Source organism: Pseudomonas sp. 06C 126 (assembly GCF_001855215.1).
In the GTDB taxonomy this organism is placed as follows: Bacteria; Pseudomonadota; Gammaproteobacteria; order Pseudomonadales; family Pseudomonadaceae; genus Aquipseudomonas; species Aquipseudomonas proteolytica.
The window spans coordinates 21137-27522 of the sequence record NZ_MIFU01000107.1; the positions used below are offsets into that span (position 1 = coordinate 21137).

Annotated in this window: 7 protein-coding genes and 1 pseudogene; 3 read left to right on the plus strand and 5 right to left on the minus strand. The window is 57.9% G+C overall.

The genetic code is table 11. The features are described from left to right. Positions 1 to 41: 41 nt before the first annotated feature. The 5 genes from BHC62_RS27520 to BHC62_RS20725 all read right to left on the minus strand — a co-directional run bounded on the left by BHC62_RS27520 (position 42) and on the right by BHC62_RS20725 (position 5070). Positions 42 to 710, minus strand: a complete 669-nt coding sequence (locus tag BHC62_RS27520; RefSeq protein ID WP_071610052.1) for a serine/threonine protein phosphatase — start codon at positions 708 to 710, stop codon at positions 42 to 44. Next, a complete protein-coding gene (locus tag BHC62_RS20710; RefSeq protein ID WP_237150399.1) occupies positions 707 to 1411 on the minus strand; it encodes a hypothetical protein in 705 nt (234 codons plus the stop codon). The genes BHC62_RS27520 and BHC62_RS20710 overlap by 4 nt, the downstream gene beginning before the upstream one ends. Further along, positions 1408 to 2133, minus strand: coding sequence for a hypothetical protein (locus tag BHC62_RS20715; RefSeq protein WP_029298802.1), 726 nt, complete (start codon positions 2131 to 2133; stop codon positions 1408 to 1410). Before BHC62_RS20715 ends, BHC62_RS20710 begins: the two co-directional genes overlap by 4 nt. Before the next feature lie 70 nt (positions 2134 to 2203). Continuing rightward, complete coding sequence (locus BHC62_RS20720) at positions 2204 to 2917, minus strand: DUF3142 domain-containing protein (protein WP_070995975.1); 714 nt, start codon at positions 2915 to 2917, stop codon at positions 2204 to 2206. Further along, entirely contained in the window at positions 2914 to 5070 is a 2157-nt protein-coding gene (locus tag BHC62_RS20725; protein WP_070995976.1) for an outer membrane assembly lipoprotein YfiO, read from the minus strand. The genes BHC62_RS20720 and BHC62_RS20725 overlap by 4 nt, the downstream gene beginning before the upstream one ends. A gap of 148 nt (positions 5071 to 5218) precedes the next feature. On the opposite strand from BHC62_RS20725, the gene BHC62_RS20730 reads away from it, so the two are divergent. From BHC62_RS20730 to BHC62_RS28730, 3 genes and pseudogenes are all read left to right on the plus strand, one after another. After that, positions 5219 to 5473 carry a DUF2789 domain-containing protein gene (locus tag BHC62_RS20730; RefSeq protein ID WP_070995977.1) on the plus strand — a complete coding sequence of 85 codons (255 nt, stop codon included), beginning with the start codon at positions 5219 to 5221 and terminating at the stop codon, positions 5471 to 5473. A 138-nt stretch (positions 5474 to 5611) separates the two neighbouring features. Beyond that, the gene (locus tag BHC62_RS20735; RefSeq protein ID WP_070995978.1) at positions 5612 to 6130 is read left to right on the plus strand and encodes a PAAR domain-containing protein; all 519 of its coding nucleotides are present in this window, start codon (positions 5612 to 5614) and stop codon (positions 6128 to 6130) included. Beyond that, positions 6127 to 6386: pseudogene (locus BHC62_RS28730) on the plus strand (VRR-NUC domain-containing protein); the annotation flags it as partial. The gene BHC62_RS20735 and the pseudogene BHC62_RS28730, both read left to right, overlap by 4 nt.

A 6386-nucleotide genomic window follows, 5' to 3' on the forward strand; every position in this document is an offset into this window, starting at 1 on the left:
GATAGCGGCGTGTCATTCAGCACTTGAAGGATGCGCCGCCTCTAAGGTAGCAGCATAAAGGTGCAATCATCCTCACCTGGGTAGCCTTCAAGACTGGAGTTTTCTATCGCCTTGAACTGGTGTGTGGGAGAGAGTTCGGCCCAAAAACCGTCGGTAGCCAAAATCCATCGGGTGTCAGGCAGAACTCTCAAGGATTGAACCTGTGGCTCATGTGGCCTGCGGTGGCTCATGCAGTTGAGCAGCGTTTTGCGGGCCGGGCTGTTGGCGATGAAGGCGTGGCTCAGGTTCCCCTTCCAGTTGGGGCCGCAGTGGGGCGCTGTCAGCCACTTCAGGTTTTTTTCTTTATCAATCAATCCCAGGCAACAGTCCCCTGCATGTATTGAAATAGCAGTATCGCCAAGCACCAGTAAAACGAGGTAACTGGCTGATGCAAAGGGGTATTCAGGGCAGAGTGTTGAGCGTATTGCGCTGAGTGAGGACAGCGTTAATTCAAGGGCTGTGTCGAGGCAAGATAAGCTTGATGGCCTTGCGTTGGAAAAAGACTTGAGAAGGCCGCAAGTCAGAGCTGTTGCCAACTTGTTACTGTCGGGCCTGGAGGTGCCGTCTGCTATCACGTAGAGGTACGTGCCGCTGTTGTACGCAGAGCCTGTGACATCGCGGTTTTCTGTTCTTCCGGTTCCTTGTCGGGTGGCGCTCGAATGTAGATTCAAGCGTATGTCCCATCTGCAATCAGCTTATTGATGCGCTCGTGAATCAGCGATTCGCGCTCGGCGTTTTGGGCCGTGCTCTGGATGACATCATGGAAGGCTGTGAAGCTCAGCAATGCGGCGAGTTGTTCGCTGACGAAGCGCCGCAATGCAGCAGGCGCCGGTTTTGTTTCCTCAAGCAGTTCTTCGCGGCCATCCAGCAGGGCAACGATGTCTTCAATATCGTTGGACATCAGCACATCGCCATGACCCCGACCCTGATACGCCTGCAGCTTCGCCGCAAGAAACCAGGGTGCCGCAAACACCTTGATCCAAGTGCCATTTGGCAGTTGGTGATTGATGGCATTCTCCAGACCTCCCACGAACCAGGCATTGGAGAAGCCCAGTACCTTTTCGTCAGTCGGCATGAAGTCCACCTTCAGGGCACCTAATCGCAAGCGACAGGTGACAGTGTCCTGGCCGGTGTTCTTGAAACCTTGGGATTTGAGTCTTTCTTCCAGTCGATACCACTCGCCAGTGCTGCTCAGTTGAATGACCAGGTCCACATCGTCGGTGCCGCGAATTGATTCTTGAGTGTATTCATCGGTGATCAGCAGGACGGTTGTACATCCCCCGACAAAGGCCACCTGGCTCCTCAGCTCTTCGCCCAGCGCTTGGGCGACCTCTTCAAGCATCAGCAGCATCATTGCTTTGGTTGAGTTCACAGGATCCACTCTCGCAGCATGGCATCTGCGACCTTGGTTTCTCGCGGGCCTCCAATACGAATGGCGTCTACGAGAGCTAGAAAATGATAAAGCAGTTCGTCTTTTTTCACGGCTCCAGGAACCGTTTTATACAAGGGGGTGATTTCCTGACCTTTGTTCTTTCCGTAAGCGTCTGGCCATACGGGAATGAGGTCGCCGCCAGTCATGACTTTGCCGGCCATAATCGGAGCGGCAAATGCTGTGGGGATGCCTCGCACGATAGGACCTGGCTTGGCAGGGAACACATAACGCACACCATATTTTACAAAGTCCAGAAGAGCCACGGCCCTGACAATCGGCTGGCCGCTCAGGCGGTCTGCATGAATAAGGCCAATGTCACGGCAGCGATTCAGTGAGTTGGAAACCTCACTTTTACTTAACGCCAGCGAAGCTGCGAGCGCTCGTACGGAATAGCTTTCCATATTCGGTGCGATCGAATCCTCATCAATATCTTCCCATCCCTCCCAATGCTGGCCCTGTGAGAGGTCGATTTTTTCGATATTCCCCTGCATGCGCAGGTCAAGGAAGCGATCCAGATAATCCTGGGAATCAATCGGCACCAGATCCATGGCCTCTTCAAGATCAAGATTCACAGTGAAATTGCGCTTTTTGACCCGCTCTCCTTCGGCTTGGAGGTTTAGGCTGATCAACTTAAAGAGGATTACGATGTCTTGACTTTTCATTTTGATCCAGTCCTCTCCGTCCACTGTCCATGGACTGTGGACAATCTATTGCATGGATTTTGCGCAGGTGTCAAGGATCTGGTGGATTCTGCAAAAACACCACATACCCGCGAAACCACTCACTCTCCTGCAAATACTCCGGCTCCTGCCAATCCCCGCCCTGGATCAAGCCGATCTTGAACGGCAGCCCCAGCCGGTTCATCCGTGGCAGGTACGCCGCGTAGTCCGGGATGCTATGGCGCCCCTGGTAGGTCTGCACCACCACTTCATCCACTACGCCGTTGAGCTGGGCGATGGCGGCCGGGTCGGCGTTGCTGCTCCAGTCCATCAGGCCGGTGATGCTCAGGCGCAAATCCCTTGGCAGGCGCTGGCGCAGGTCCTTGAGGAAGTCGGCGTATTCGTGCAGGTATTGGGTGCGGGCATCGAAGTCGATCTGGATGCCCACCACCGGGTTACCCGCTGCACGCCAACGTTGCACCTGCCCGAGCAATTTCGTGTAGACCGGCTCTGGCCAACGCAGGGTGTGGGCGCGGTAGACCACCCACACCTCACCCTGGCGGATGCGCGGCACGCTCATGCCCTGGGCGATGAACTGCACGCCAAGGCTGGGTTGGCGGCGGGTCGAGTTGATCTGGCCCTGGAGGATGTACAGGGTCTTGGCCTGCTTGAGCACCGGCTGTGGGGCGACGCCGCTCCACAACCAGAAAGCGTCATAGTCGTGGGCGTCGACGGTGGCGAAGGCCGGGCTCGCCAACAGCAGCAAGCCTAGCCACAGGTTTTTCACCAGTAGTACTGCAGCGACTTGCCCCACTGCGTGTCGGCAAACCCGGTTTTCAACTGGCGGAACCAGCCTTTGCGCACCGCTTTGTCGACGTCTTCGCCACCGCAGCTGTTATAGCCTGAAGGTGCATAGCAGTTGATCGCCCGGAATAGCGCATAAGCCTTGTCGTCCCGGGGCGCCTTGGGGTTGGCGATCACCTGTTTGTAGCCATCGAGCCGCGAGAAGGTTTCACCGCTGAAACCCGATGCGGTACTGCCCAGGCTGCCGGCCGAGCGCGCCTCTTCCAGGGGCATGCCGTCCAGGCCGTTGCGCAGGATGAACTCACCCAGGCAGTTGAGGGCGTGTGGGTTTTTCGCGTCGTTTTGCAAGGTGCTGGCGGTTTGCGCGATGGTCGGGCAGGTGTAGCCGGACGGCGCCTTGTCGCCGCTCCAGCGGAACAAGGTCAGCGCCTGGCCACCGTCGTACACATAGCCCAGGCTAGTGCCGATTTTATCTGCGGCGGGCGAGGCCGGCAGTTGCTGCAAATCCTCGGCAAAAGTCGCGAACTGGCCGCGCAACAGGTCTTTGTAAAGCAATACAAATTGCGCGGTACGGCGCTCAAGCGGGTCGCTGGCCTGGCTGATCTGCTGGCGCAGCAACTCGGGGCCGGCGACGCTGCGTAGCAGGATATAGCGCACTTGCGCAGTCTGGATCGGCGAGTCGGCGGCGAACACCTTGGCCAATTGGCTGCTGCGTTCGTAGTTCATCGCCAGGGCCAATTCCAGTTGCTCGCGCTGCAACGGTTGCTTGGCCAGTGGCAGCAGTTGCAGCCACAGCGTTTCTGCGCCTTTCCAGTCGTTCTTGGCTTCCAGGGCCAGGCCGCGCAGGGTTTGCTGGCTGAATGCCAAGTAATCCAGGCTCGCTGGCAGCGCTGGTGGCAGATGTTTCAGCGCCGTGTCCGGCTGGTGCTCGACATACAGGGCAAACGCCGCCTGCAGGTAGTCGTACAACGCCGGCTCGTTGGCAAATGCAGCCTTCTGGGCGTCGAGGGTGGCGCGGGTCAGCTTGGGCGGGTTGTTGGCGCGCATCCACATCAGATCGTTGATCGCCAGCAACAGCGGGTTGCGGATGGTCTCGGCGTAGCTGGTCAGCAGCTTGTTGTCGGTTTCTTCCACCAGTTCATCGATAGACCCATTGCGCTCGGCATCGCTGGCCTCGGTCAGTTGCCAGGCGTAGTCGTCGGCCAGCTTGGCCGCATCGCCGGCCAGCCAATGGACCCGACGCAGCAGGCCGCGAGCGGAGGCCGCGTAGTCGCCCTGTGGATAAGTCTTCAGGTAGCTGAGAAAACTGTGCTCGGCTTCATCCAGGGCCAACTTATCCACAGCCTGGCGCTGGGGCAGGCCGTATTCATCGAAGGCGTTTTCCTGGGCATGGTTGAGCGACGCGCGGGCGATCATGTACACCGCCGTTTCCTTCAGCCATGGCAACGTGGTCACGGTGACGGCGGCAAACCCACGCTCGGCATACACAAAGCGCCCGCTGTAAAAGTCGGCAGCGGCAAGCAGGTAGGTGGTCAGTTCACGGCCCTGGGTGGATGCAATCAACTGGGGTTCGAGCAGCACTTCGCCCTGCCAGTCGCAGGTGCCAAGCAATTTCAGGCGTGCATTGGCCAGCAGCACCCGCTCATTCGTCGGCACATCGGCCTTGATCACTTGGCGTACAAATTCGGTGGCGCTCTGCACATTGTTGCTGCGACAGCGGCTGCCTTCGCCCCACAAAAACTGATCGCCTGCCGCTGCCGTGGCCTCGCGCTGGATGCCCAGCGAGGCCAGCAGCTGCGCAAGCTCCGCGCCTTGTTCCTCAGGCGCCTGCCCCTCGGGAGGGCGGGGCACCAGGCGATACACCGGGAACGGGACCGGGCCAAAGCCCTGGGCCAGGTCATCTTCGCCCAGTGCATTGGGGGTCAGGGGCGCGTTCTTTTTCGCCGCGAGCAATAGGCGCAGGTTGGTCCGGCTGTCATTGCCGGGGCTCAGAAAAGGCATGTTGCTACAGGCGGTCAGCGAATCCTGGGAGACGCGCCAGTCGGGGTAGCAGGAGTCGTCGCCACTGGCCTGGGCCTGCAGGGAAACGCCGGCACACAGTGCCAGGGCCAGGGATGACAGAAGACCGATGCGCATGAATTGTCCTTATTCCGGGAGTCCGCGAATGCCGCTGGGCAAAGGTGAAGATGATAGCGTGAACATTGCAAGATGTTGCACCGGTGGCAGCCATTCGCTGAGTTTTATCGGTCTAGACTGTGGGCAATTACCTGGTTTTGGAGTTGTCATGGAATCGCCTGTTCACAGTCTGCCGTCATTGTTCAAACAGCTTGGGTTGCCCGATGACGCCCTCAGCATTGAGCGTTTTGTTGCCGTGCATTCGCCGCTCAAGGCGGAGTTGAAACTTGAAGATGCGTTTTTCTGGACGGATAGCCAACAGGCGTTTTTGCGTGAAGAAATTCTGGAAGATGCGGATTGGGCGCAAGTAATGGATGAGTTGAATCTGCTGCTGAGGGCTGGGAGGGATATACCGGCTGGTTAGTTCATCAATACATCTTCCACAGGATAGCTCGGTCTGAAGTTGGGAAATTTCCGACTTCTCAAACTGAGTTAGATGATAGAGGGAGGCGAAAAAAACGGTTATCAACAGGCGCACATTGTCTCCTGTTGGAAAAGCCATATGAGTGGAAAACCCGCCGCCCGCGTTACGGACCCTACGGCATGCCCAATGTCGGGGCATGGCACCCACCCTATAATCGAAGGTTCCCCTGACGTCTTTTTCGATGGCTTGCCCGCAGCACGCCAAGGTGATGTATCTGCTTGCGCAAGCCGGATTAGCACTGGCGTGTCATCGACGGTTTTCATCAACGGAAAACCTGCGGCAACGCTCGGCAGCATCGGTGAACATGGCAACGTGATCATCGGTGGGTCGGGAACCGTGTTCATCGGTGACAGATTCACACCGTCCCCGTTCACCCCCCTTGCGCCATTGAGCAGCGCTACAGCCCCTTACTCCGGGCGCTTTCAACTCATAGATCAGGAAACCGGCCTACCTATTGGTGGCCGCAAGGTAAAGGTTTGGTCGAGTGCTGGCTGGAGCATGCTCGACACCACCAATGGCGAAGGCATGACATCGTGGGTTAACCACGATACGTCGCAGGCTATCTATATTGGCCTGGTGCCGGGCGACGAAGCATGAATGATCAACCCGGCCTGTCTCAGGGGGGCATGAGCCCCGAAGGCACGACCAACCCCGTGGGCATCCTGAAGCCGAAGCTCGCTCCCCAAGACAGGAAAGTACTGTGCTCGGCAATTTGCTATTGCAGCGGCACACCTAACATCAGCCAAGATGGCAGGAATCTTAAACAGGGCTGTGTGGCACAGCGCCTTGGGGAGCTTGACGAGATTCTCCAGGGGCGCAGTCCGTATAGGGCCGAGGTCAGTTACGACATGAC